We start from the raw sequence: 23767 nt of genomic DNA on the forward strand, positions 1-23767 counted from the left end.
CGACCGGTGTCAGGCCTGCGCGCCCTCGTGGTCGTGCTCGGCGATGGTCTTGCGCACCTCGTCCATGTCGAGGTTGCGCACGGCGTCGACGACCTGCTGCAGGGCCGGGCCGGGCAGCGCGCCCGGACGGTTGTAGACGAGCACGCCCTCGCGGAAGGCCATGAGCGTCGGGATCGACGTGATCTGCAGCTCGGCGGCGAGCGCCTGCTCGGCGTCGGTGTCGATCTTCGCGTGCACGATGTCGGCGTGCGTGTCCGAGGACTTCTCGAAGATCGGGCCGAACTGACGGCACGGGCCGCACCAGGCCGCCCAGAAGTCGACCAGGACGATGTCGTTGTCCTTGATGGTGGTCTCGAGGTTGTCTGCTGTCAGGGTGACGGTCGCCACGGCGTTCTCCTCTGTCGGTCGCTGGACGGTGGGTACAGCACGGCCGGCCCTCACGGTATTCCGGGCGGTGTTCCGGGCGGTCGCAGCACCACCACGCGCCACCGCTCGTCGAGCAGCGTGGCGTCGTGCGTGACCATCACGACGGTGCGCGGCTCGCGCGCGAGCATCGACACGACCGCGGCACCGGCGGCGCGGTCCAGGTGCGCGGTCGGCTCGTCGACGAGCAGGAGGGGTGCGGGCCGCAGCAGGGCCCGCGCCAGCCCGAGGCGCGCGCGCTCACCCGCGGACAGCCGCGAGCCCGCCTCGCCGACCCAGCCGTCGAGACCCAGGTCGGCCGCCCGGTCGGCGAGCCCGACGTCGGCGAGCACCGCCCGCAGCCGCCCGTCGTCGGCGGCGGGGTCTCCCATGCGCAGGTTGCCGGCCAGCGACGCCCCGGGCACCTGCGGCTCCTGCGGCACCCACGCGGACGCGGCCCGCACCTCGTCGAGCGGCAGGCGGCGCAGGTCCGCACCGCCGAGCAGGACGCGGCCGGCGGACGGGTCGCGCGCCCGCAGCAGGAGCGCCAGCACGGTGCTCTTCCCGGCGCCGCTGGGCCCCACGAGGGCGACCTTCTCCCCCGCCCGCACGACGAGGTCGAGGTGTGCCAGCGCGGGGCTCGACGCACCCGGGTAGGTGACGCCGACGTCCACCGGCGCCACGTCGTGCCCGGCCGGACGGGGCCCGGGCCCCTCCGGGTCGACGACCGCCGGCGGGGTCGCCGCCAGCGCCTCGACGCGGCGTCCGGCCGCGCGCGCACCGCCCGCCAGCGCCCAGGCCGCCCCGAGGCCGGCCACGGCCTCGAACGAGCCGAGGACGCCCAGCGCCGCCGCCGCGAGCAGCAGCGGCGAGGTCTCGCCGGCGGCCACGCCCCCACCGACCAGCACGAACGCGGCCACGAGGCCGAGCGCGGGCACGCCCTCCCGGAGCAGGGTCGCCACGGCCGCCACCCGGGCGGCCGCCCGCTCCGCCGCCTCCTGCTCCCGCAGCCGCGCGTCGGCGGCGGCCAGGGCCGTCGCCCCGCCGTCGCCGCCGACGTGGTCCGCCAGCCCCCGGACGAGGTCGAGCACGTCCGCGCCGCGGGCCTCCTCCGCCGCGGCGACCGCCCGGGCCGCCGGCGCGCCGGCCCGGTCCGCCCACGCCGGCACGACGACGCCGAGCAGGAGGAGCAGCGCGGCCGGCACGGCGCCGAGGCCGGGGTGCACCGCGGCCGCCAGGACGACGGCCGCCGATCCCGCGAGCACGGCCACCGCGGCCGGGGCCAGCAGGCGCAGCAGCACGTCCTGCAGGGCGTCGTCGTCGGCGTGCAGGCGGGCCAGCAGCTCGCCGCCGCGCACGCCCGTCAGCGCCGCCGGCGAGAGGGGCACGAGGCCCAGGAGCAGGTCGGTGCGGAGGCGGGCGACCAGCCGGAGCGTGACGTCGTGCGACACGAGCCGCTCGACGTAGCGCAACGCGGCACGCGACAGGCCGAAGGCGCGGACCGAGGTGATGAGGGGCAGGAGGACGAGCAGCGACTCCGGGCGCAGCGACGCATTCGTGACAAGGGCCCCCGAGGTCGCCAGGAGAGCCGCCCCGGACAGCACCGTCCCGGTGGCCAGGGCCACCGCCAGCGCCGTGCGGCCGCGAGGCAGGTGGCGCAGCACGGCCCTCACGGCACGGCCTGCGCGACGGCCCCGTCCACGAGCACGCCGTCGGGCCGGAGCCGGACCACGCGGTCGTGCAGCGCCGTCGGCGCGGATCGGTGCGTCACTGTCAGGAGCGTGCGGCCGCGCGCGAGGTCCGCCACGGCCGCGAGGACGACGGCCTCCGTCGCGGGGTCGAGCTGCGAGGTCGGCTCGTCGAGCACCACCAGGGGCGTGTCCTGCAGGAAGGCCCTCGCCAGGGCCAGGCGCAGCCGCTCGCCGCCGGAGAGCGTCGCGCCGTCCTCGCCGACCCGGGTGCGGACGCCCTGCGGCAAGGCCGCGACGACCTCCGTCAGCCCGGCGCGGACCAGCGCCGTCGACACCTGCTCGTCGTCGGCGTCCGGGCGCCCGAGCCGCACGTTGTCGGCGACGGTGCCGGGCAGCAGGTAGGGCCGCTCCGGGACGTGCGCGACCGCCGCCCACCAGTCGGCGCGCCGCAGCCGCGGCAGTGGCGTGCCCCCGACGAGCACGCGGCCGGTACCGGGCTCGCCGTACCCGAGGACCAGCCGGACCGGCGTGGTCTTGCCGGCACCGCTGGGCCCGACGAGGGCCGTGCGCGACCCCGGGGGCAGCACGAGGTCGACGCCCTGCAGGACGTCCCGCCCGTCGCGCCGCACGCCGACGCCCTCGAGCCGGACCTCGGGCACCCCGGCCGGCACGGGGACGTCCCCGCTCGGCGGGCCGGGCAGCGCCAGGAGCGCCGCGATCCGCTCCGCGGCGGGCCGGCCCTCCAGCGCCGCGTGCCGGTCCGCCCCGAGCGCTCGCAGCGGCGCGAAGAACTCGGGCGCCAGGAGCAGCACCAGGAGGGCGCACTCGAGCCCGAGGCCGCCCTCGAACAGCCGGACGCCGACGGTCATCGCGACGAGGGCGGTGCTGAGCGTCGCGCCCAGCTCCAGCACGAAGCCCGAGAGGAAGGCGGCGCGCAGCACGCGCAGCGTCGCGACCCGGTAGCCCTCGGCGACGTCCGCCAGCCAGCGGACCGTCGCCGGTGCGCGGCCGTAGGTGACCACCGTCGGCAGGACCCGCAGGGCGTCCGTCAGGAGCGCGCCGAGGCGCCCCAGGCCCTCCCACTGCCGCGCCGCGGCCCCCTGCGCGCGCAGCCCGACGAGCCACAGGAACACGACGACGAGCACGCCCGTCGGCACGAGGACGAGGGCCGTCGGCGGGTCGAGCACGAGCACCGCCGCCGCCAGGAGCAGGGGCACCACCGTGGCGTGCGTCCGGCCCGGGACGTAGCGGGCCACGAGGCCGTCGAGCAGCCGTACCCCTGCGGTCGCCGTGGTCGCCAGCTCCCCCGCGCGGGCGTCGGCCGCGGGGCCGAGGCGCACGAGCGTGCGCACGACGTCGAGCCCCACCTCCCGCCGCACCCGCGCCGAGGTGCGGGCGGCCAGCAGGTCGCGCAGCGCCAGCAGCCCGGCGAGCGCCCACCAGGCCGCGAGCGCGCCGGCGAGCGGCACCGCGAGCGCCGCCGGGCTGCGTCCGGCTCCCACGACGGCCTCCACCACGCGGGCGACGAGCGCCCACTGCAGCACGACGAGCGCCGCGACCAGCACGGCGACCGCGGTGCACGCCGCGCGCAGCCGCCGCACCTCGGGCCGCGCGGTCACCGCGGCGGTGCCGGCGTCGTCGGCCCCACCACGGCCGGTGCGGGCGCGGGCGAGGAGGCGGCGGCCCGGCACCCGTCAGTAGCCCTTCTGCAGCCCGCCGGCGTCGGGCCGCACCCCCTCGCGGAACACGTAGTAGTCCCACACCTGGTACCCGATGATGAGCGGCAGGAAGAACCCGCCGACCCAGGTCATGAGGACCAGGGTCCGGTGCTGGCTCGCCGAGCCCGCGAGCGTCAGGCTGAAGGCGGGGTCGATCGTCGAGGGCAGCACCACGCCGCGGGTGAACAGCGCGAGGAACACGGTCACGGTCGCCAGGAGGATCGTCAGCCCGCTCATCACGAACGCGAGCACGTCGCGGCGGAGCGAGAGCGCGAGCCAGATCGTCGCGAGCGTGGCGAAGGCGGCCACCGGGAAGACCCAGGGCAGCACGCCGAAGCTCTCGAACAGCCCCTCGGTCACGTAGCCCATGGTGACGAAGGCGAGGATCGCCACCGTGGCCAGCGCGCCCCACCGCAGCGCCGCCCTGCGCGCCCGGGCGTACAGGACGGAGTCCTGGTGCAGGCGCAGGAGCAGGAAGTTCGCGCCGTGCAGGGTGAACAGCAGCAGCGTGGTCAGGCCGCCGACCACGGAGAACGGCGTGAACAGCTCCCCCAGCCCGCCGACGACCCGCTCGTCGCCGTCCACCGGGAGCCCCTCGATGATCTTGGCCATCACCAGGCCCCACAGGAAGGCGGGCAGGACGCTGCCGGCGAAGGCCATGAGGTCCCAGAAGTCGCGCCACCGCTGCTTGTCGACCTGGTTGCGGTACTCGAAGGACACCCCGCGCAGCAGCAGCGCGAGCAGGATGACGACGAACACCGGGTACATGCCGCTGAACAGCGCGCCGTACCAGACGGGGAAGGTCGAGAAGAGCATCCCGGCGGCCGCGATCACCCACACCTCGTTGCCGTCCCAGAACGGGCCGATCGTGCCGGTGAGGGCCCGCTCCTCGGACTCGTCGCGCGCGAGCTGCGGCCGCAGGATGTCGACGCCGAAGTCGAAGCCCTCGAGGAAGAAGTAGAGCGTGAAGGTGAGGGCGATGAGCCAGAACCACAGCACGACGAGGTCCACGGCTCAGGCCTTCCGCTCGTAGCGCTCGAAGCCCTCGCCGCCGTAGTCCGGCACCGGCGCGGCGACGAGCTGCGCCTGGGGCACGTGGTCGATGCCCGCTCGCGCCGTGACGGTGAGGAGGAAGACGTCGAGACCGATGAGGGCGAGGTAGACCACCCAGAGGCCGACGAGCCCCACGAGGACCTCGCCCGCCGTGTTCGCGCTGACCCCCTCCTGGACGGTCAGCAGGCCGTAGACCATGAAGGGCTGGCGCCCCATCTCCGTGACGACCCACCCGGCGAAGTTCGCGATCCACGGCAGGGGCACCAGGAGGACCAGCAGGCGCAGGTACCAGCGCGTGCGGTCCAGCGCCGCGCGCCTGCGCCACCACAGGAACAGCCCGGTGAAGGCGGTCAGCAGCAGGAGCGACCCGATCGCGACCATGAGCCGGAAGGACCAGTAGACGGGTGCCACCGGCGGGACGTAGTCACCGGGCCCGTACGCCTCCTGGTACTGCTCGTTCAGCTCGACGAGCCCGTCGTACCGGCCCTCGAGGCTGTTGTAGGCGAGGATCGACCCGAGGTAGGGCAGTTCGACGGAGAAGTCGTTCTCCCGCTCCCGCTCGTCGATGTCCGCGACGAGGGACCACGGCGCCGGGGAGTCGGAGGTCTCCCACTGGGCCTCCATCGCCGCGAACTTCATCGGCTGGTCCACGCGGGCGACCTGCGCCTCGCGGTGGCCGCTCGTGGCGGAGAAGACCGTCCCGACGGCGGCGAACACCAGGGCGATCCGCAGGGAGCGCGAGAAGACCTCGACGTTGCGGCCCCTGAGCAGGTGGTAGGCGCTGATGGCCAGGACGAAGAACCCGGCGACGGTCCACGCGCTGCCCTGTACGTGGGCGAAGTACAGCCACGCCTTGTAGTTGAGCACCACCGCGGTGAAGTCGGTGAGGACCGCGCGCTCGTCGACGATCGCGTACCCCACGGGGTGGTGCATCCAGGCGTGGGCCAGCACGATCCAGAACGCGCTCACCTGCGTGCCGATGGCCACGAGCCAGATGCTGCCCAGGCGCATCCACGGCTTGAGCCGGTCCTTGCCGAACCACCACAGCCCGATGAACGTGCTCTCGAGGAAGAACGCCATGAGCACCTCGAGCGCCAGCGGCACGCCGAAGATGTTCCCGACGAACCGCGAGTACTCGCTCCAGTTCATGCCGAACTGGAACTCCTGCACGATCCCCGTCACGACGCCGACGGCGAAGTTGATGAGGAACAGGTGCCCGAAGAACGCGGTCATCGTCGCGTAGGCCTCGCGCCGCTCGTGCCGCAGGAACGCGAACGTCTCCATCACCGCGATGAGGAACGCGAGCCCCACCGTCAGGGAGACGAAGAAGAAGTGGAAGATGCTCGTCGAGGCGAACCGGAACCGGGACAGGTCGACGACGTCCATGCGCAGCCTCCGGGGCGACCGCCGGCGGGCGGCCCTCGGCGCCCGGCGTCGCGGCCCAGGGTGCTCCCGGCCCGGACGGCGTCGCGCTCGGCGGGGCCAGTATGGGTGGGTCCGCGCACGCCCGCCCGGCGGACGTGGCGCGGACACAGGTCGCCCCGGTGCTGGTCCCACGGGCGGCGCACGGCAGACTGTGCGGCGTGACTGCGACCCCCGACTTCCCCCGCGGCCCCGAGCGGCCCGCCGGCTGGTTGAGCCCCGAGCAGATCGCGGAGGCCCGCTCGCGGCTGCCGATCGTCTACGTGGACGCGGTGCCCGTGCGCGTCGACGACTGCGGCGACGTGGTCGCCGTCGGCCTGCTGCTGCGCGTCACGTCGTCCGGGGTGATGTCCCGCGCGCTCGTGTCGGGCCGCGTCATGTACCACGAGCGGGTGCGGGACGCGCTCGTGCGGCACATCGAGAAGGACCTCGGCCCGGTCGCGCTGCCGCAGATCCCGTCGACGCCGCAGCCGTTCACGGTGGCGGAGTACCTGCCGACGCCGGGCGTGACGCCGTACCACGACCCCCGGCAGCACGCGGTGTCGCTGGCGTACGTCGTGCCGGTCGCCGGTGATTGCCGCCCGCAGCAGGACGCGATCGACCTCGCGTGGATGACGCCCGAGGAGGCGTGCTCCGAGGAGGTCCAGATCGAGATGCACGGCGGGCAGGGCACGCTCCTGCGCCAGGCGATGGCGTTCGTCGGCCGCATGCCCTGACCGGGGTCGTCCCCCTCCGGGCCCGGCGGGCCACCGGGCGGCGGCTCAGCCCAGCTCGAGCGCCGGCCAGTCCGCCAGGTCCGCCCGCATCTGCCGGTCGTGCGTGGCGACGACGACGGCCGCGGACGTCCCGCGCAGCGCGACGGTGAGCTCGTCGACGAGGTGCACGGACAGGTGGTTCGTCGGCTCGTCGAGCACGAGGAGGTGCGGCGCGGCCAGGAGCGCGCACGCCAGGTCGAACCGGCGGCGCTGCCCGACCGACAGCTCCACGAGCGGCCGCTCCAGGTCCTCCTCGGTCAGCAGCCCGAGCGCGGCGACCGGCACGAGCCGGTCCGGGTCGACGAGCCCGGCCCGCAGCAGGTCCAGGGCGTGCCGTGCGTAGGCGTCGAATCCCGTGAGCGGCCTGCCCGTGGGGTCCCGCTCGTCGACGGACGGCAGCCCGACGGGCAGCCCGGCGTCAACAGCACCGGCGTCCGCGGCACCGGCGTGCTCGGCACCGGCATGCACGGCACCGGCATGCACGGCACCGGGCTGGCCGGCAGCGGGCTGCGGGGCGCGCCCGTCCCGCTCCTGGCCCAGCACGCCCAGCCGCACGCCCGGCGCGACCGTGCGGACGCCCCGGTCGAGCCGCAGCGTCCCCGCGAGCGCCGCGAGCAGCGTCGACTTGCCCGACCCGTTCGGCCCGGTCACGAGCAGCCGCCCGCACGGCGGCACCGCGAGCCGGTGACCGGGCAGGTCGAGACGCACCCGCCCGTCGGGCGCGACCACGCGCGGGGCCCGCAGCTCGACGAGCGCCGCCGGCTGCGGGACCCCGTCGCGCGTCGTCGGCAGCGCCGGCAGGTCGGGGAACGCCAGGGCCAGCGGCGGGACGGGCACCTCGACGCCCTCGGCCTCCAGCCGCTGCACGAGCCGGTCGGCCGCCTTGACGTGGATGCGCGCCCGGGTGGCCCGGCGGTGTCCCTGCGAGCCCTTCGGCGGGCGCCATGCGTCCGACAGCCCCTCGTAGGAGGCGTCCAGCCGGCGCTCGAGCGTCTCCGCGCGCTTCCGCTCCGCGCGGTAGCGCGCGGACCAGCGCCGCAGCATGGCGTCGCGCGCGAAGCGGTAGTCCGCGTACCGCGTCGCCCCGTACAGCGCGGGGCGCCCGTCCATCGACGGGTCCATGTCGAGGATCGCGGTCATGACCTCGTCGAGCAGGCGCCGGTCGTGCGTGACGATGACCAGCCCGCCCGGCCACGCGCGCAGGGCCGCCGTCAGGTACTCGATGCCGGCCGCGTCCAGGTGGTTCGTCGGCTCGTCGAGCAGCAGCAGGTCCGCGCGCTCGGCGATGCGGCACGCCAGCCGCACGCGGTAGCGCTCGCCGACCGACAGCTCGTCCAGCCGGCGTCCCGTGTCCCGCGGCGCTCCGAAGCGGGTGAGCGCCTCGTCGACGCGCCGGTCGACGTCCCACGCCTCCAGCCGCTCGACGGCCGCCAGCGCCGCGCCGAGCCGGGCGAGGTCGCCGCTCTCGTGGTCGAACCCCGCGACGGCCGCGTCGAGCGCCGCCTGCGCCGCCCGCACGCGCGCCTGCGTGGCGGCGACGAGGTCCCCGACGGTGGACCCGGGCACGACGTCGAGCGCCTGCTCGACGACCGCCAGCGTCCCCGAGCGGCGCACACGACCGGCCTGCGGGACGAGGTCGCCGGCGAGGACCCGCAGCAGCGTGGTCTTCCCGGCGCCGTTCTCCCCGACGAGGCCCACCCGGTCCCCCGCGTGCACGACGAGCCCCAGGTCCGTCACGACGGACCGGCCCGGCCACCCGTACGTCACCCCCTCGGCGACGAGCTGGACGGTCCCGACCGCCTCCTCGGCGACGGCGAGCCCCTCGTCCGGCACCGCGCTCACGTCCGTGCGGACCCGGGCCCGGGCCCCGACGAGCGCCCGGACCCGCGCCCCGACCCGCGCCCCGACCCCGAGGAGGGCACCAGGACCCGTGCGACGACCGGCGCCAGCGCACGGAACGCGGCGCCGCGGTGGCTGATGGCGTTCTTCTCGGCGGGGTCCAGCTCGGCGCACGTCCGGTCCGACCCCGTCGGCACCAGCACGGGGTCGTACCCGAAGCCGTGCCCCCCGCGCGGCGCGGCGGCGAGCGTGCCCTCGAGCGTGCCCAGCTCCACGTGCTCGAACCCGTCGGCCGCGTCCGCCGCGACCCCGGCGGCACCGGCGGGCACGACGAGGGCCGCCGCGCACACGAACCGGGCGCCGCGGTGCTCCGGCGCGATGTCCGCCAGCTGCGCCAGCAGGAGCGCCAGGTTCGCCGCGTCGTCGCCGTGCCGCCCGGCCCACCGCGCCGAGAAGATGCCGGGCGCACCGCCGAGGACGTCCACCGCCAGGCCCGAGTCGTCCGCCACCGCCGGCAGCCCGGTCGCGGCGGCCAGCGCGCGCGCCTTGATGAGCGCGTTGGCGGCGAACGTCACACCGTCCTCCACCGGCTCGGGCACGCCGAGGTCCGCCGCCCCGACGACGGCGTCGTCGGGCAGGTCGGGCAGCGCCGCACCGAGGATGGCCCGCAGCTCCTCGACCTTGTGCGCGTTGTGCGTCGCGAGCACCAGCCGCGCGCCCGCGGGCACGCGGGGACTGCCGCCCGCGACCAGCGACGCCGCACTCACGGCGCCGCGGGGGCGGCGAGGTCCCCCGGCGACCCGGCGACCGGGACCCCGTCGGCGGCGGACGCGCCCGTGGCGGCCTTCGTCGCCGTCCCCGCGCCCGGCGCCGCCGTCAGGGCCGCCGTCTGGATCTCCGCCAGGCGCCGCGTGCCCTCGAGCGCGAGGTCGAGCATCGCGTCGAGCTCGGCGCGCACGAACGGCGCGTGCTCCGCGGTGCCCTGCACCTCGACGAACGCGCCCGAGCCGGTGACGACCACGTTCATGTCCGTCTCGGCGCGGACGTCCTCGACGTACGGCAGGTCGAGGACGGGCACGCCGTCGACGATGCCGACGCTGACCGCCGCGACCGAGTCGGTGAGCACCGGCTTCGAGGAGCGCACGAGCCCCTGCGCCGTGGCCCACGCGACGGCGTCGGCCAGCGCCACGTACGCGCCGGTGATGGCCGCCGTGCGCGTGCCGCCGTCCGCCTGCAGGACGTCGCAGTCGAGCACGAGGGTGTTCTCCCCCAGCGCGGACACGTCGACCACGGCGCGCAGGGAGCGGCCGATGAGGCGGCTGATCTCGTGCGTGCGGCCGCCGACCTTGCCGCGCACCGACTCCCGGTCGGACCGCGTGCTCGTCGCCCGCGGGAGCATCGCGTACTCCGCCGTCACCCAGCCCTGGCCCGAGCCCTTGCGCCAGCGCGGGACCCCCTCGGTCAACGACGCGACGCACAGCACGCGCGTGTCCCCGAACTCGACGAGGACGTTGCCCTCACCTGCCCCGAGGAAGCGGCGGGTGATCGTCACGGGGCGCAGCTGGGTGGGCAGCCGCCCGTCGGCGCGCGTGCCGGCGCCGGCCGGGGCAGGGGTGGAGGTCATGCGTCGAGACTAACGGGACCCCCCAACACGACCCCGCCGCCAGGATCCGTCCGGGCTAGAGGACGTGGACGGCGCCCGGGACGGCCATCGCGACCTCGCCGTCGAAGACGGCGGTCGCCTCCGCCAGCGTCTCCGCGGGGTCGTTCCACGCCGGGACGTGCGTGAGCACGAGTCGCGGCACCCCGGCGCGCGCGGCCGCGAGGCCGGCCCGCCGGCCCGTCAGGTGCACCCCGCGCACGGCGTCGTCGCGCCCCTCGAGGTACGCCGCCTCCGACAGCAGCAGGTCGGCGCCGTCCGCCAGGGCGTCCAGGCCCGGGCACTCGTCGGTGTCCCCCGAGTACGCCAGGGTGACCGTGCGGTCCGGGTCGAGGTCCGACGGCCCCGTCACCCGGACCCCGAACGCGGGGACGGGGTGGAGCACCGGGAACGGCTCGAGCAGCAGGGGTCCGACGCGGACCGGCTCGCCCGGCTCCCAGCGGTGCAGCGTGAACATGCCGGAGGCGTCCACGCCGGGGTCCTTGTCCGCGAGCCGCGCCAACCACTTCTGCGTCCCGCGCGGCCCGTACAGGTCGACGGGCGGGAGGGACCCGCCCGGCCGGTACTTGCGCAGCACGCTGAGGACGAGCAGGTCGGCGGCGTGGTCGGCGTGCAGGTGGCTGATGGCCACCGCGTCCAGCGCCTCCGCGTCGCCGTAGCGCTGGAGCGGGCCCAGCGCGCCGTTGCCCAGGTCGAGCAGCACGTGCCACGTGCGCCCTTCGGCATCCTCGGCCTGGACGAGGTAGCTCGACGCCGCGGAGTCCGCCGACGGGAAGGACCCCGCGCAGCCGAGGACGGTGAGCCTCATCGGAGCGCCCCGCGCGGCTCGACGAGCTCGACCTCGGGCCCGAGGAACCGGCGCGCGAGCACCTGGAACGACAGCGGCTCCCCCGTCGCGAGGAAACGGTGGCGCGGCGGGCCCGCCTCGGGGTCGCGCTCCAGGTCGTGCTTGACCAGGGTCCGGTAGACGTCCTTGGCCGTCTCCTCGGCGGACGAGACGAGCGTGACCCTGTCCCCCATGACGTAGGAGATGGCGCCGGTCAGCAGCGGGTAGTGCGTGCACCCGAGCACGAGCGTGTCGACGTCGGCGGCCCGGACGGGCGCGAGGTACTCCCGCGCGAGGTCCAGGACCTGCGGGCCCGAGGTCACGCCGGCCTCGACGAGGTCGACGAAGCGCGGGCAGGCGCGGGTGACGAGCTCGACGCCCGGGGCGACGGCGAAGGCGTCGTCGTAGGCGCGGCTGTCCACGGTGGACTGCGTGGCGATGACGCCGATCCGGCCCGTGCGCGTCGCCGCGACCGCCCGGCGTGCGGCGGGCAGCACGACCTCGACCACGGGGATGCCGCGGCGCAGCGTGTACCGCTCCCGGGCGTCCCGCAGCACCGCCGACGAGGCCGTGTTGCAGGCGATGACCAGCATCTTCACCCCGGCGTCGACGAGGTCGTCCATGACCTCCAGCGCGAAGGCGCGGACGGCCGCCAGGGGCTTGGTGCCGTAGGGCGTGTTGAGGGTGTCGCCGATGTAGAGGGTGGACTCGTGGGGCAGCTGGTCGAGGACGGCCCGCGCCACGGTCAGCCCCCCGACCCCGGAGTCGAAGATGCCGATCGGGGCGTCGTTCACGGCCCCGAGGCTAGACGCGGCTACCGACGCCGTTCGCGGCTGAGCAGCGTGACGAGCGTCTCCTGCCACCAGGTCAGCGCGCCGTACACCGCACCGAGCGCCCGCTGCGAGCGCTCGGCCGCCTCCTCCTCCGCGGTCGGCCGGTCGCGGCCCCCGCGGGCACGCCACCGCCGGGCCCGGTCGGCGGCCCGACCAGCCAGCTCGGCGTAGAGCGCGTCGACCTGCCCGTCCGTCTCGAGCCCGAGCCGGTCCGCCAGCACCAGGCGCACGTCGGTCAGCGCCGCGGCCACCTCCGCCGCGTCGGCCGGGGCGACGACGAGGTCCCCCTCGGCCCAGCCGTCGGTCCCCCGGACGACCGCGCGGAACAGCCGCACGAGCCGCGTGATCTTCGTCGCACGCAGGTCCGCCTCGGTCAGCCGCCGGAACTCGGCCGCCACCTCGGGCTCGTCCGGCGAGGCGTCGGGAAGCAGCCGGCGCACCGCCGGGTCGTCGGGCACCGGCACGGCCTCGGTGCTCCAGTCCGGCAGCCGCGCCTCGTCGGGCGCACCCGCGCCGCTTCCCGCCCCGCCGCCGTCGGCCCCGGACCGCAGCGCCCGGGCCTCGTCGGGCAGCAGCGGGCCGCCGTCCGGCCCGGCCTCCGCCCCGAGGAGGAACGCGACATCGGCCAGCACGCCGCCGACCACCTGGCGCTCGGTCGCGTCGAGCCGGGCGACGAAGTGGTCCCGCTCGCGCCGGAAGTCGCGCATCAGTCGCCCCCGCGCTGCAGCGTCGCCCACAGCCCGTACCCGTGCATGGCCTGGACGTCGACCTCCATGGCCTCCCGTGCCCCCGCCGAGACGACGGCCCGCCCCTCCTCGTGCACCTGGCGCATGAGCCGCTCGGCCTTGCTGCGCGGGTAGCCGAAGTACTCCTCGAACACGAACGTCACCCAGCTCATGAGGTTGACGGGGTCGTTCCAGACGATGGTCACCCAGGCGTCGGCGGTCACGGCCGAGACCTCGGCGACCTCCTCGGGAGCGATGGACGCCGGCACGGGCCGAGTCTAGGTCGGCCGGTGCCCTGCGTCCGGAGGACGGCCGGGGTGCGGCCCCCGCCCGGCTGGGTAGGTTGCCCGCATGGCCCACCCCGCGTCGACGGCGCTGATGACGGACCGTTACGAGCTCACGATGCTCCAGGCCGCGCTGGCCGACGGCACCGCGCACCGCCGCTGTGTTTTCGAGGTCTTCACGCGCCGGCTCCCGGCCGGCCGGCGCTACGGCGTGCTCGCCGGCACGGGCCGTGTGCTGGAGGCGATCGAGCGGTTCCGCTTCGGCGACGCCGAGCTGTCCTGGCTCGAGGAGGCCGGCGTCGTGGACGCCCTCACGCTCGACCACCTCGCCGGCTACCGCTTCACGGGCACGGTCCACGGGTACGCCGAGGGTGAGGCGTTCTTCCCGGCGTCGCCCGTCCTCGTCGTCGAGGGCACGTTCGCCGAGGCGGTCATCCTCGAGACGCTCGTGCTGTCCATCCTCAACTACGACTCCGCCATCGCCTCGGCCGCCAGCCGCATGACCACGGCCGCGGGTGACCGCCCGTGCCTGGAGATGGGTGCCCGTCGCGCCCACGAGGAGGCCGCCGTCGCCGCCGCCCGCGCCGCCGTGGTGGGCGGCTTCGCCGCGACGTCGCTGCTGGAGGCCGGCCGCCGCTGGGGCCTGCCGACCATCGGCACTGCGGCCCACGCCTTCACCCTCCTGCACGACGACGAGCGGGCGGCCTTCGCCGCCCAGGTCGCCTCCCAGGGCGCCGGCACCACGCTCCTCGTCGACACCTACGACGTCGCCCAGGGCGTCCGCCACGCGCTCGCCGCGGCCGGCGACGCGCCCCTCGGGGCGGTCCGCCTCGACTCCGGCGACCTCGGCGTGCTGGCCCACGAGGTCCGCGCGCAGCTCGACGCCGCCGGTGCCACGTCGACGAAGATCGTCGTGACCTCCGACCTCGACGAGTACGCCATCGCCGCGCTGGCCTCCGCCCCGGTGGACAGCTACGGCGTCGGCACCTCGGTCGTCACCGGCTCCGGCCACCCCACCTGCGGCATGGTCTACAAGCTCGTCGCGCGCGAGGGCGCCTCCGGCGAGCTCGAGCCCGTCGCGAAGGCGTCGGCGTCGAAGGCGTCCCAGGGCGGACGCAAGACCGCGGCGCGGCGCCTCGACGTCGACGGTCGTGCGACCGTGGAGATCGTGGTCTCCGGGCGCGACGAGGCCGTCGTCGCCTGGCAGCCCGCGGACGGGATGCGCCCGCTGCTCGAGCCCCTCGTCGTCGACGGCGAGGTCCTCCCCGGATGGACCGGCGCCGAGGGCGTCCGCCGCGCGACCCGTCGCCACCAGGAGTCCCGCGCCGAGCTTCCTCGCGTCGCCCGCCGGCTGTCGGCCGACGAGCCCGGCCTCCCGACGGTGCACCTCACCGTCTGAGCCGGCGGGGGCGCTCGACACGAGCTCCCGCAGCAGGGACCGCGGCATCGCGATGACACGAGCCTCGTTCGCGGCCACGGCTGCGCGGACGTGTCGTGCCAGGGTGGGCTCGGAGATCGAACGTGCCTGGTGCCCGACGAGGCGTCCGTCGGGTGCCCGGAACTCGTACGCCGCCGGCCGCAGCCGGGTCGCCTTCACGCGCCCCGGTCGTCGATGCGTGGAGTCGGTGAGGCGGGTGATGGTGAGGTCGGCGCGGTGCACCTCGTGGTGGTGCCGGGTGCACAGCAGGATTCCGTTCTGGATGTTCGTCTCGCCGTTGTCGCGGGCCCACCAGCGGATGTGGTGGACCTCGCACCAGCGGGCGGGCACGTCGCACCCGGGGAACCGGCAGGACTGGTCGCGCACGATGATGCAGCGCCGCTGCCCCCCGGTGAACAGGCGCTCCTCGCGGCCCAGCCCGACGGGCTGCCCGTCCGGCCCGATCACCAGCGCCGCGACGTCCACGTCGCACAGCGTGCGACCCACCAGGCTCGGCGCCAGGACGTGGCCGTCGTCGTCGACGACGGGGGTCAGCCCGGTCAGGATCGGCCCGAGCACGTCCACGTCGGGCAGGTCCTCGATGCACGCCACGGGCGCACCGACGACGCTCCGCGTGTCCTGGCAGCTGCGGGCCTCGTCGCGGCGGCGCAGGGCCTGGATGAGCGTGGTGTAGGTGGTCAGGTCGGTCAGCAGGGTCAGGTGCGGACGCACCGAGGCACCCGAGGGGCCGCCCCTCTTCTCCGCCAACGCCGCCCGCGCGAGCGCCTCCAACGCGTCGGCCATCGCCTGCCCGCTGGTGCGGTCCGCGCCCGGGAACTGCCGGGTCAGCTCCAGCGCCCGTCGCAGCGCGGTGCCGGCGCCGAGGTCCAGGCAGCCCTTGACCTGAGTACCCATGTCGGTCTCGAGCAGGTGCAGGTACCGGGCCCGGTGCTGGGCCTGGTCCCGGGTCTCCACCGCGGGCGCGTCGATCTCGGCGGCCTTCTGCAGCAGCTCGCGCTTGAACCGGGCCGGGTCGACCTGCCCGGCCAGGTCCGTCAGCTCCGCCTGCCCCTCCTTCGAGGTCAGCATCGCCTTGACCTGCTCCGAGCCGAAGCCAGGACCCCGGCCAGGGCGTCCAGGTGCGCCTCGGCGCCGCACCCCGGCGGCCACCGCCGCGCCGAACACCGGCGCGGCCTCCACCGCCCCGGCCTGCCGCTCCTGCCGCTTGGCCTCCTGGAGTCCGATCCGGTCCCGCCCGGCGATCCCCTCCGCCGCCGACCTGTCCCCGGCTCCCTTCGGCGTCAGCTTCGAGTCGGCCGCGATCCACACCGCCCGCGCCGCCGCCGTCGCCCCCGACACCGCCTGGAACAGCGACAGCACGTGCTGACGCTGCGCCCGCGTCAACGCCTCCGCCTGCCCGGCCCGTGCCCCCACACCACCCAGGGTCGACCGCACGCCCTCGAAGTCGGCAAGGAGCTCCTCGTACACGCGCAACACCTCCCTCGGCAGCAGCAGTCGAACGTCTGTACGACAAGGCTACGCCAACCGGTCAGCACCGCGGGAGTCGCACGATCGGGTGTTCCTGCAGGTCAGCCGCCCACAGCCCTCCCCCTGGGGACGGCTCGCGACCCCACGAGCCCGGTCACCGGGGCGCGAAAGCGTCGGTGCCATCAACGCTTGCCGACGAACCAGTCCCGCAGCATGGAGACACGCTTCGCGAGCTGCACCGGGTCCGCGAGCGCGACCTCCGGCCCGCCGCACCGACGCCGCAGCTCGGCGTGCACGCTGCCGTGGGGCTGGCCGCTCTTGCGCGCCCAGGCGCCCACGAGCTGCGCGAGCTCCTTGCGCAGCTCCGCCTGCTTGCGGTGGTCCATCTCGTCCATCGGCACGTCCGCCGCGGCACCCCCCGAGCCCGCCGCCCCGCCGCGGCCCCGCCGGGCCGCCACCTGGTCGGCCTGCCGCTGCCGCAAGAGCGTCGTGACCTGGTCGGCGTCGAGCAGCCCGGGCAGCCCGAGGAAGTCCTGCTCCTCCTCGGAGCCGACCTCGGCACCCGTGCCGAACTCGCCGCCGTCGAACAGGACGCGGTCGAACGACGCCTGCGCCTCCAGCGCCTGGAAGGCGCCGGGCTTCCCGTCGGGACCGAGCTCGTCGGACCCCTTGCGGTCCTGGTTCGCCGCGGCGACCAGCGCGTCCTCGGGACTCCACCCCTCCGCGCCCTCCGCCGCCGGCTCCTTGTCCAGCGCGTGGTCGCGCTCGATCTCCAGCCCGTGCGCCAGCGCCAGCAGCGGCGCGACGCTCGGCAGGAACACCGAGGCCGTCTCCCCCCGCTTCCGCGCACGGACGAACCGCCCGACGGCCTGCGCGAAGAACAGCGGCGTCGAGGCGCTCGTGGCGTACACGCCGACGGCCAGCCGCGGCACGTCCACGCCCTCCGACACCATGCGCACCGCGACGAGCCACCGCCCGTCCCCGCGCGAGAACTCCTCGATGCGGGCGCTCGCGCCGTCGTCGTCGGAGAGCACCACGGTCGGGCTCCTGCCCGTCAGCCGCGCGAGGTGCCCCGCGTAGGCGCGGGCGTCCGTCTGGTCGGTGGCGATGACCATGGCCCCGGCGTCCGGGACCGCGCGCCGGACCTCGGTGAGCCGGCGGTCGGCGGCGGCGAGCACGCTGGGGATCCACTCCCCCTCCGGGTCCAGTGCGGTGCGCCACGCCTGCGCCGTCAGGTCCTTCGTGAGGGGCTCGCCCAGCCGCGCCGACACCTCGTCGCCCGCCTTGGTGCGCCACCGCATGGCCCCGCCGTAGGACAGGAAGATCACGGGCCGCACGACGTGGTCCCGCAGCGCGTCGCCGTAGCCGTAGGAGTAGTCGGCCACGCTGCGACGGATGCCCTGGCGGTCCGGCGCGTAGGTGACGAACGGGATGGCCGCGGTGTCCGACCGGAACGGGGTGCCCGTCAGCGACAGCCGCCGCGTGGCGCCCTCGAAGGCCTCCCGGATGGCGTCGCCCCAGCTCAGCGCGTCGCCGCCGTGGTGGACCTCGTCGAGCACGACGAGGGTGCGCTCGGCCTCGGTCCGCGCGGCGTGGAGGGCCGGCTTCGTCGCCACCTGCGCGTACGTGACCGCGACCCCGTCGAACCCGTGCCCGTGCCGACCCTGCGCGTTGCGGAAGTTCGGGTCGAGCCGGATGCCGACCCGCGCGGCCGCGTCCGCCCACTGGTGCTTGAGGTGCTCGGTGGGGGCCACGACGGTCACGCGCCGGACGGTCCCCGCGGCGAGCAGCTCCGTGGCCAGGCGCAGCGCGAAGGTCGTCTTGCCGGCGCCGGGGGTGGCGACGGCCAGGAAGTCCCGCGGCTGCCGCGCGCGGTACTGCTCGAGCGCCTGGGCCTGCCACGCGCGCAGCCGACCCGCCGTCCCCCAGGGCGCCCGCGCCGGGAAGGCCGGCGGCAGGCTGGAGGCGGCGGAGGGAGAGGCGTGCGGGGCGGACGAGGGCTGGGGGGCGCCGCTCACCGACCGCGGCCGAAGCCCCAGCGGCGGCCCCCGCCGGACCCACCGGTCCCGCCGGCACCCCCCTCGCCGCCGCCCTCGTCGGCCGGCGGGCGCAGGCCCTCGTAGATCTCCTTGCAGACCGGGCACACGGGGAACTTCTGCGGGTCCCGCCCCGGGATCCAGACCTTGCCGCACAGGGCGACGACGGGCTTGCCGGAGAGGGCCGACTCCATGACCTTCTCCTTGCGCACGTAGTGCGCGAAGCGCTCGTGGTCGCCCGGCTCGACGTCCTGCGTCTCCGGGCGCTCCAGCAGGCCCGTCGACGACCCCGTCGAGGGGTCCGAGAGGCGGTCGGGATCGGCGCTCGGGCTGCTCGGCGGGAAGGGGTCGCTCATGCCGACGAGTCTACGTCGGGCCTCCGACGCGCCCGGGTGCGGGGCGGTGCGGGCCGCCCTCGTCGCGCTCCCGGCGCACCCCCGGTCAGCGCCGCCCGTGCGCCTTCGCGTCGACGAGCAGCACCGTCCCGACCGCCAGCAAGGCTGCGACCAGGATGACCGCGGGCCACGCGCCGACGTGCGGCGCGAGCAGGTGCGACCCGACGAAGCAGGCGATCCCCAGCAGCGCGGCCAGCGACACGCGGGCGCTGCCGGCGACGGGCTGCGCGCGCCACGCGCACCACGCGAACCCGGCGACGAGGACCGCACCGCCGAGCGCCCGCACCCCCGTGCCCTGCGCGACGGCGAACCCGACGACGAGGGTCGCCGCCGCCGGTGCGGCGGTCGGCAGGGCGGGCCACGGGCCGCGGACGGCCGGGGCGCCGGGTCGGGCGGGGACGGGGGTGCGCGTGCCGGTGCTCATGCCCCGATCCTGCCCCGCCTCCCACGGACCGGGGAACCGGGGACCGCGCGTCCTCAGCGGGCCGGCCCCCACGCGCCGCTGGGTCCCCGCCGCCCGACCGCCGGGTGACGGCCGAGGTCACTACGGTGGAGGACGACCCGCCACCGCCCCCAGCCCACCGCCCGAGGAGCACCGTGCCCAGCGAGACCCGCCCCAGCCAGCCCGCCCCCGTCGACGCGACGACCACCGCGGCGTGGGCCGCCCTGACGGCGCACCGCGACGCCTTCGCCCCGGACCTGCGCGCCTGGTTCGACGCCGACCCCGGCCGGGCGGAGCGGATGAGCCTGCCGCTGGCCGACCTGCACGTCGACCTGTCGAAGAACCTCGTCACCGACGAGACGCTCGAGCACCTGCTGGCGCTGGCCGACCAGGTCGGCCTCGTCGGGCGGCTCGACGCGATGCTCAGCGGCGAGCACATCAACGTCACCGAGGACCGGGCCGTCCTGCACACGGCGCTGCGCCGCCCGCCGGGGGCCACGCCCCCGCTCGAGGTGGACGGGCAGGACGTCGACACGGACGTCCAGGCCGTGCTCGACAAGGTCTTCGCCTTCGCGGACGCCGTCCGGTCCGGTGCGTGGACCGGCGTGACGGGTGAGCGCATCCGCACCGTCGTCAACATCGGCATCGGCGGCTCCGACCTGGGCCCGGTGATGGCGTACGAGGCGCTGAAGCCGTACGTGCAGGAGGGTCTCGAGGTCCGGTTCGTCTCCAACATCGACCCCACCGACATCGCGGAGACCACGAAGGACCTGGACCCGGCGACGACGCTGTTCATCGTCGCGTCCAAGACCTTCACCACGCTCGAGACGCTCACGAACGCTCGCCTGGCCCGCGCATGGCTCTGGGAGGGCCTGCTCGCCGCCGGCGCCATCGACGACGAGGACGCCGCCCGCTCCGGCGCCGTCGCGAAGCACTTCGTCGCCGTCTCGACGGCCCTGGACAAGGTCGCCGACTTCGGGATCGACCCCGACAACGCCTTCGGCTTCTGGGACTGGGTGGGCGGCCGCTACTCCGTCGACTCGGCGATCGGCACGTCGCTCGCCGTCGCCATCGGCCCCGACGCCTTCCGCGCGTTCCTCGCCGGCTTCCACGCCGTCGACCAGCACGTCGGCACCACGCCGCTCGAGCGCAACGTGCCCGTCCTCATGGGCCTGCTCAACGTCTGGTACGTCAACTTCCTCGACGCCCACACCCACGCGGTGCTGCCCTACGCGCAGTACCTGCACCGCTTCCCGGCGTACCTGCAGCAGCTCACGATGGAGTCCAACGGCAAGTCCGTGCGCTGGGACGGCTCCCCCGTGACGACGCAGACGGGCGAGGTGTTCTGGGGCGAGCCCGGCACCAACGGCCAGCACGCCTTCTACCAGCTCATCCACCAGGGCACGCGCCTCATCCCCGCGGACTTCATCGCCGTGGCGAACCCGGCCCACCCCCTGCAGGACGGCGACGCCGACGTCCACGGCCTCTTCCTGGCCAACTTCTTCGCCCAGACCAAGGCCCTCGCGTTCGGCAAGACGGCCGACGAGGTGCGCGCCGAGGGCACCGCCGAGCACGTCGTGCCCGCGCGGGTCTTCAGCGGCAACCGCCCGACGACGTCGATCCTCGCGCCGGCCCTCACGCCATCGGTGCTGGGCCAGCTCATCGCGCTCTACGAGCACATCACCTTCGTCGAGGGCGTCGTGTGGGGCATCGACTCCTTCGACCAGTGGGGCGTCGAGCTGGGCAAGAAGCTCGCCCAGGAGATCGCCCCGGCGGTCGCGGGCGACACGGCGGCGCTCGCGTCGCAGGACCCGTCGACGAAGGCCCTCATCGCCCGCTACCTCGAGCTGCGCGGCTGATTGGCAGCCCGTCCTCCGGGGCCCCGTCGACACGGCCGACGGGGCCCCGTCGCGTCTGCACCACTCCTCCACGGGGCCGTGACCGGACCGCGGCCCGCCCGTGTCCGAACCGTCGCCGGGAACGCCCACGCCCCGGCCCTGGCACCGCCACGATGAGCACGCACGGCAAACCGACCGCCGGCACCGCTCCAGGGGGATCCATGCACGTCACCGCACCCGTCCGGCCCCGCCCCGCGCGCCGCTGGACGGCGCTGCTCGCGCTCGGGCTCACGCTGCCCGTCGTCGCGACGGCACCCGCCGTCGCAGCCGCCCCGGCGGCCCCGTCCCTGTCGCTCGCGGCGCCTGCCGCGCAGCTCGGGACCGGCGGCGCGGTCCCGTCCGGCACCGCGCTGCGGGCCGGAGACGAGGTCGTCTCCGCCGCCGGGACCGCGCGCCTCCGCGGCCTCGCGGACGGCGTGGTCGTCACGGTCGGCGCCCACGAGTGGGTGCTGTTCGACAGCCTGCAGCCCGGCTGGTCCCTGGCGTTCCAGGCCGACGGCAACCTCGTGCTCTACGACGCGCACGGCGGGGTCACGTGGCACACGCAGACCTTCGACGGGTCGCCCGCCGGCTACCCGGCCGGCGAGTCGCTCACGCTGACCGACGCGGGGACGCTCGTCCTCGAGGCCGACGGCGTCCCCTCCGGTGGTGGGGCACCACGAACGACCTGCTCGAGACCTGGGACGGGCTGGTCGCCGGGCAGTCCCTGACCTCCGAGCCGGACGGGGGCAGCCAGGTCGCCCTCCAGACCGACGGCAACCTCGTGGCCTACGCGGCGGACGGGCGTGTCGCGTGGCAGGCCGGGACGGCGGGCAACCCCGGGGCGCACCTGGAGATGCAGGGCGACGGCAACCTCGTCGTGTACCCCGCGGCGGGCCCGGCGCTGTGGAGCTCGGGCACGTTCCACCCGGGGTTCCCCACGTACCCGCTCCTGCCCCGGCGGGGCGGCGAGCGGGTGTGGGTCGGCCCCGACGCCGCCATGGTCGTCGAGGGCCCCGCGGCGTGGTGGTCCACCCCGCGGGCCACGGGCTACGCCACGGTGGGCGACGGCGGCACGACGCCCGGCGGCTACCTGGGCGCGGGTGAGCGGCTCGTCTCGCCGAACGGTGCGTACCGCCTCGAGCTGCAGGACGACGGCAACGCGGTGCTCTACGGCCGTGGCCGCGCGCTGTGGCAGTCCGGCACCGCCGGGGCCCCCGCCGGCAACACCACCCTGGGCGTGCTGGGCGGCGTCGAGGTCTACGCCGGGGACCGCTACCTGGAGCGCGGCGTGGGGCGGCGACGGCGTCCTGCTGGCGCTGCAGGACGACGGCAACCTCGTCCTGTACTCCGCCACGGGCCGTCCCGTGTGGTGGACCGGCACCTCCGCCTGAGCCCTGCCGACGACGAGGGCCTCGCGCGCGGCGAGCGCGCGCGGGGCCCTCGTCGTCCGCCCGGTCCGGCGGGGCGGGTCGTGCGGGGTCAGCGGGCGAAGCGCTCCGACCGCTCGACGACGACCCCGCGGCCGGCGGAGGCGTCCCACGTGTAGACCGTGCGCCCCTCGATGACGACGCGCTCCGCGCGGGACGTGACGTCCAGCGGGTCGCCGGACCACACGACGAGGTCGCCGTCGAGCCCCGGCGCCAGCGCGCCGATGCGGCCCTCGAGGCCGAAGAAGGACGCCGGGTTGACGGTCAGCGCCTCGATCGCGGTCGTCGGCGGCAGGCCCTCCTTCACCGCCAGGGTCGCCTGGTGCACGAGGAAGTTGATGGGCACGACGGGGTGGTCGGTGGTGATGGCGACGCGGACGCCCGCCGCCGCGATCGCCGCCAGGTGCTCGATGCCCCGGTCGCGCAGCTCCACCTTCGACCGGCTCGTGAACATCGGTCCGAACACCACCGGCACGTCCCGCTCGGCCAGCACGTCGGCGAGCTTGTGGCCCTCGGTGCCGTGGTTGACGACGAGGCGGTAGCCGAACTCGTCGGCCAGGCGCAGCGCCGTGGCGATGTCGTCGTGGCGGTGCGTGTGCTGGTCCCAGACGAGCTCCCCGTCGAGCACCCGCACGAGGGTCTCGAGGGTGAGGTCCCGCGCGAACGGCTCGTCCTTCGCGACCGCGGCGTCCCGCTTGTCGCGGTAGTGCTGGGCGGCGACGAACGCCTCGCGGATGACGGCCGCCGTGCCGAGCCGGGTCTGCGGGGTCTGCTTGCGCTCGCCCCACACGCGCTTCGGGTTCTCCCCCAGCGCCGACTTCACCGACACGGCGTCGCGGATGACCTGCTCGTCGACCGTCCGCCCGCCCCACGTCTTCATGGCCACGGACTGCCCGCCGATCGGGTTGCCGGACCCCGGCTTGACGACGACGGACGTGATGCCGCCGGCCAGCGCGTCGCGGAAGCCCTCGTCGTCGACGTTGACGGCGTCGATCGCCCGGACCGCAGCCGCGTTGACGCGGGTCATCTCGTTCGTGTCGTTGCCCGCGACGCCCTCGCCCTCCTCGTGCAGGCCGACGTGCCCGTGCGCCTCGACGAAGCCCGGCAGCACCCAGCGGCCCGTCGCGTCGACGACCTCGGCGTCGGCGGGGACCGGGACCTCGTCCGCCGCGCCGACCGCCGTGATGCGCCCGTCGACGACGAGCACCGTGCCGCCCTCGACCGGCTCCCCGACCACGGGGACCACGCGGCCGCCGACGACCGCGAGGGTGCCGCGGTGGCGGAGGGGACGGCGGTCGTCGGGGCTGGTGGGCGTGCGGGAGCCGGTGCCGGCGGGGGTGGTCATGCCCGCCACCGTACGTCCGTCCCCGTGGCGCGACCTCCCGTCCCGGCACCCGCCCGACACCCGCCCGGCGCCCGTCCGGCACCCGTCCGGCACCTGTCCGGCACCTGTCCGCCGCCGTCCCCGGCCCTC

General features: G+C 75.8%; 22 protein-coding genes and 1 pseudogene. 6 read left to right on the plus strand and 17 right to left on the minus strand.

All coding sequences use genetic code 11. From position 1 onward, the window contains the following. Window positions 1-9: 9 nt before the first annotated feature. Genes trxA through AC2TDM_RS11905 form a run of 5 tightly spaced genes read right to left on the minus strand, consistent with a single transcriptional unit; the run spans window position 10 to window position 6250 of the window. A complete protein-coding gene (gene trxA / locus AC2TDM_RS11885; protein WP_090029900.1) occupies window positions 10-387 on the minus strand; it encodes a thioredoxin in 378 nt (125 codons plus the stop codon). A 50-nt stretch (window positions 388-437) separates the two neighbouring features. Then, window positions 438-2075, minus strand: a complete 1638-nt coding sequence (cydC, locus tag AC2TDM_RS11890; protein WP_484634734.1) for a thiol reductant ABC exporter subunit CydC — start codon at window positions 2073-2075, stop codon at window positions 438-440. After that, complete coding sequence (cydD, locus tag AC2TDM_RS11895; RefSeq protein ID WP_484634735.1) at window positions 2072-3784, minus strand: thiol reductant ABC exporter subunit CydD; 1713 nt, start codon at window positions 3782-3784, stop codon at window positions 2072-2074. Before cydD ends, cydC begins: the two co-directional genes overlap by 4 nt. Before the next feature lie 3 nt (window positions 3785-3787). Further along, window positions 3788-4822 carry a cytochrome d ubiquinol oxidase subunit II gene (gene cydB / locus AC2TDM_RS11900; protein ID WP_484634736.1) on the minus strand — a complete coding sequence of 345 codons (1035 nt, stop codon included), beginning with the start codon at window positions 4820-4822 and terminating at the stop codon, window positions 3788-3790. 3 nt (window positions 4823-4825) lie between these two features. After that, window positions 4826-6250 carry a cytochrome ubiquinol oxidase subunit I gene (locus tag AC2TDM_RS11905; protein ID WP_484634737.1) on the minus strand — a complete coding sequence of 475 codons (1425 nt, stop codon included), beginning with the start codon at window positions 6248-6250 and terminating at the stop codon, window positions 4826-4828. Window positions 6251-6447: 197 nt separating this feature from the next. Between AC2TDM_RS11905 and AC2TDM_RS11910 the strand changes: the two genes are divergently transcribed. Beyond that, window positions 6448-7002, plus strand: coding sequence for an NUDIX hydrolase family protein (locus tag AC2TDM_RS11910; RefSeq protein ID WP_090030408.1), 555 nt, complete (start codon window positions 6448-6450; stop codon window positions 7000-7002). Window positions 7003-7047: 45 nt separating this feature from the next. Here AC2TDM_RS11910 and AC2TDM_RS11915 read toward each other — a convergent pair whose 3' ends face one another. The 7 genes from AC2TDM_RS11915 to clpS are packed head-to-tail and all read right to left on the minus strand — an operon-like array spanning window position 7048 to window position 13193. Continuing rightward, window positions 7048-8874 carry an ATP-binding cassette domain-containing protein gene (locus AC2TDM_RS11915; protein WP_484636451.1) on the minus strand — a complete coding sequence of 609 codons (1827 nt, stop codon included), beginning with the start codon at window positions 8872-8874 and terminating at the stop codon, window positions 7048-7050. A gap of 5 nt (window positions 8875-8879) precedes the next feature. Next, complete coding sequence (locus AC2TDM_RS11920; protein WP_484634738.1) at window positions 8880-9608, minus strand: non-canonical purine NTP pyrophosphatase; 729 nt, start codon at window positions 9606-9608, stop codon at window positions 8880-8882. Window positions 9609-9643: 35 nt separating this feature from the next. Beyond that, a complete protein-coding gene (gene rph / locus AC2TDM_RS11925) occupies window positions 9644-10504 on the minus strand; it encodes a ribonuclease PH (RefSeq protein ID WP_484634739.1) in 861 nt (286 codons plus the stop codon). A gap of 55 nt (window positions 10505-10559) precedes the next feature. Beyond that, on the minus strand, window positions 10560-11348 hold the full coding sequence (locus AC2TDM_RS11930) for an MBL fold metallo-hydrolase (RefSeq protein ID WP_090029893.1): 789 nt from the start codon (window positions 11346-11348) through the stop codon (window positions 10560-10562). Continuing rightward, the gene (murI, locus tag AC2TDM_RS11935; RefSeq protein ID WP_484634740.1) at window positions 11345-12160 is read right to left on the minus strand and encodes a glutamate racemase; all 816 of its coding nucleotides are present in this window, start codon (window positions 12158-12160) and stop codon (window positions 11345-11347) included. The genes AC2TDM_RS11930 and murI overlap by 4 nt, the downstream gene beginning before the upstream one ends. Before the next feature lie 20 nt (window positions 12161-12180). Next, complete coding sequence (locus tag AC2TDM_RS11940; protein ID WP_484636452.1) at window positions 12181-12906, minus strand: DUF2017 family protein; 726 nt, start codon at window positions 12904-12906, stop codon at window positions 12181-12183. Then, complete coding sequence (gene clpS, locus AC2TDM_RS11945) at window positions 12906-13193, minus strand: ATP-dependent Clp protease adapter ClpS (protein WP_090029889.1); 288 nt, start codon at window positions 13191-13193, stop codon at window positions 12906-12908. The genes AC2TDM_RS11940 and clpS overlap by 1 nt, the downstream gene beginning before the upstream one ends. A gap of 82 nt (window positions 13194-13275) precedes the next feature. Here clpS and AC2TDM_RS11950 point away from each other — a divergent pair, with 82 nt between their 5' ends. Further along, window positions 13276-14607, plus strand: a complete 1332-nt coding sequence (locus tag AC2TDM_RS11950) for a nicotinate phosphoribosyltransferase (protein WP_484634741.1) — start codon at window positions 13276-13278, stop codon at window positions 14605-14607. A 249-nt stretch (window positions 14608-14856) separates the two neighbouring features. Here AC2TDM_RS11950 and AC2TDM_RS11955 read toward each other — a convergent pair. Next, window positions 14857-15714 (minus strand): annotated as a pseudogene (locus AC2TDM_RS11955) (HNH endonuclease signature motif containing protein); the annotation flags it as partial. A 136-nt stretch (window positions 15715-15850) separates the two neighbouring features. Here AC2TDM_RS11955 and AC2TDM_RS11960 point away from each other — a divergent pair. Next, window positions 15851-16012, plus strand: a complete 162-nt coding sequence (locus AC2TDM_RS11960; RefSeq protein ID WP_484634742.1) for a hypothetical protein — start codon at window positions 15851-15853, stop codon at window positions 16010-16012. Window positions 16013-16295: 283 nt separating this feature from the next. Here the strand turns inward: AC2TDM_RS11960 and AC2TDM_RS11965 are convergent, their stop codons facing one another. The 3 genes from AC2TDM_RS11965 to AC2TDM_RS11975 form a co-directional block, all read right to left on the minus strand. Further along, the gene (locus AC2TDM_RS11965; protein WP_484634743.1) at window positions 16296-18131 is read right to left on the minus strand and encodes a DEAD/DEAH box helicase; all 1836 of its coding nucleotides are present in this window, start codon (window positions 18129-18131) and stop codon (window positions 16296-16298) included. Beyond that, a complete protein-coding gene (locus AC2TDM_RS11970; RefSeq protein ID WP_090029882.1) occupies window positions 18128-18505 on the minus strand; it encodes a DUF3039 domain-containing protein in 378 nt (125 codons plus the stop codon). The genes AC2TDM_RS11965 and AC2TDM_RS11970 overlap by 4 nt, the downstream gene beginning before the upstream one ends. 85 nt (window positions 18506-18590) lie before the next feature. Continuing rightward, window positions 18591-18968, minus strand: coding sequence for a hypothetical protein (locus AC2TDM_RS11975; protein WP_484634744.1), 378 nt, complete (start codon window positions 18966-18968; stop codon window positions 18591-18593). Between the two features lie 173 nt (window positions 18969-19141). Here AC2TDM_RS11975 and pgi point away from each other — a divergent pair, with 173 nt between their 5' ends. The 3 genes from pgi to AC2TDM_RS11990 all read left to right on the plus strand — a co-directional run bounded on the left by pgi (window position 19142) and on the right by AC2TDM_RS11990 (window position 22412). Next, window positions 19142-20845, plus strand: a complete 1704-nt coding sequence (pgi, locus tag AC2TDM_RS11980) for a glucose-6-phosphate isomerase (protein WP_484634745.1) — start codon at window positions 19142-19144, stop codon at window positions 20843-20845. 200 nt (window positions 20846-21045) lie between these two features. Beyond that, on the plus strand, window positions 21046-21594 hold the full coding sequence (locus tag AC2TDM_RS11985; protein ID WP_484634746.1) for a hypothetical protein: 549 nt from the start codon (window positions 21046-21048) through the stop codon (window positions 21592-21594). Window positions 21595-21647: 53 nt separating this feature from the next. Further along, window positions 21648-22412 (plus strand): hypothetical protein, encoded by a 765-nt coding sequence (locus AC2TDM_RS11990; protein ID WP_484634747.1) that lies wholly within the window; start codon window positions 21648-21650, stop codon window positions 22410-22412. On the opposite strand, the gene AC2TDM_RS11995 is transcribed toward AC2TDM_RS11990, so the two are convergent. Then, window positions 22346-23638, minus strand: a complete 1293-nt coding sequence (locus AC2TDM_RS11995) for an amidohydrolase (RefSeq protein WP_484634748.1) — start codon at window positions 23636-23638, stop codon at window positions 22346-22348. The genes AC2TDM_RS11990 and AC2TDM_RS11995 overlap by 67 nt on opposite strands. Between the last annotated feature and the right edge of the window lie 129 nt (window positions 23639-23767).

The sequence above is a fragment of the Cellulomonas sp. plas2 genome, assembly GCF_057221735.1.